Below are 1,214 nucleotides of genomic sequence, written 5' to 3' on the forward strand. Positions count from 1 at the left end.
GGATCAAGGCGACACTTAAATTCAAGGAACTCAAAATTTACAGGAAATACCCAGAAGCGTCGCTTCTGAACCAACTTATTTACCAGATAATTGCTGGTTACGACAATGACAAAGATGCCGATCACTTACGTTACGACCCGATATTTCGAACGATTCTACCCGATGGAGTGGCGTCACAACCTACTATTTCACGATTTTTGAAGCGGTTGTCAGACTTTGATAGTTTGAAATCTTTGCACGATTTGATGAGCAGTTTCATCACTGACTTTTTTGAATCCGCCCCTGAAATCACCAGGATTTTAGATATTGATTCTACCCACAGCGATACATATGGCAAACAAGGCGGCGCCTTTTATAACGGCCATTATGGGACAAATGGTTATCATCCATTCGTTGCTTTCTTAGCAGATTCAGGCCTATTAATTGATGCCGAACTACGTCCGGGGAATGTCTATACATCTGACGGTGCAGATGTTTTTTTAAAAGAAATTTTGGAACGTCATCCTGATCAAAAATTCGTCATCAGAGCGGATAGTGGCTTTGCGACACCGAAGATCTATGATCTTCTGGAGGAAAAACAGACCAACTACGTGATTAGGTTAAAAAGTAACAGCCATTTACAGAGGATTGCGCAACGATTATTTGAAGATGATCAAACCGTTGATTTTACAAGCGTCACTGGCACATATTTTTATAGAACAGCTTACCAGGCTGCTAGTTGGGAAAGCCCACGTCAAGTTATTATTTTCGCCGACCGAAATGGAAAGTTGATCCCGGATTTTCAATTCTTCATTACGACATTAACCAGTTTAAGCGATAAAGACATTGTGAAAACCTATCGCAGCCGAGGGATTGCGGAGAATTACATCAAGGAAATAAAGAATGGCTTTTACTTTAACAAAACCGATAGTTCAGATTTTTTTACGAACGAAGTTCGTATGGTTTTAAGTGGTATTGCTTATAACCTGGTGAAACTCTTACAGCACGAAATCTTTCCAAAGTCCGAAAAGAAAACAACGATTGACACTATCAGGATCAAATTCATCAAAATTGGCGCGAGTTTTGCCCGTCATTCCCGGAAATTGTGGATCCACTTAACGAAGAGCAATCCTTATGACAGTCAATTTTGGTGGCTCTTAGACAAAATCCAGTCATCACCCTAGCTAAAAAACGTTAACCAATTGAATATTTTTTAAAACTGCGCATAACCTCGC

The 1,214-nt window shown here is 40.0% G+C and carries 1 protein-coding gene; it reads left to right on the forward strand.

Annotated elements, in window-relative coordinates; genetic code table 11:
- Nucleotides 1–1,163: IS1380 family transposase (locus tag FC83_RS06910; RefSeq protein WP_162260648.1), on the forward strand; the 1,163-nt coding region annotated here is incomplete at its 5' end.
- Nucleotides 1,164–1,214 lie beyond the last annotated feature (51 nt).

This window comes from Agrilactobacillus composti DSM 18527 = JCM 14202 (assembly GCF_001436375.1).
Taxonomy (GTDB): Bacteria; Bacillota; Bacilli; order Lactobacillales; family Lactobacillaceae; genus Agrilactobacillus; species Agrilactobacillus composti.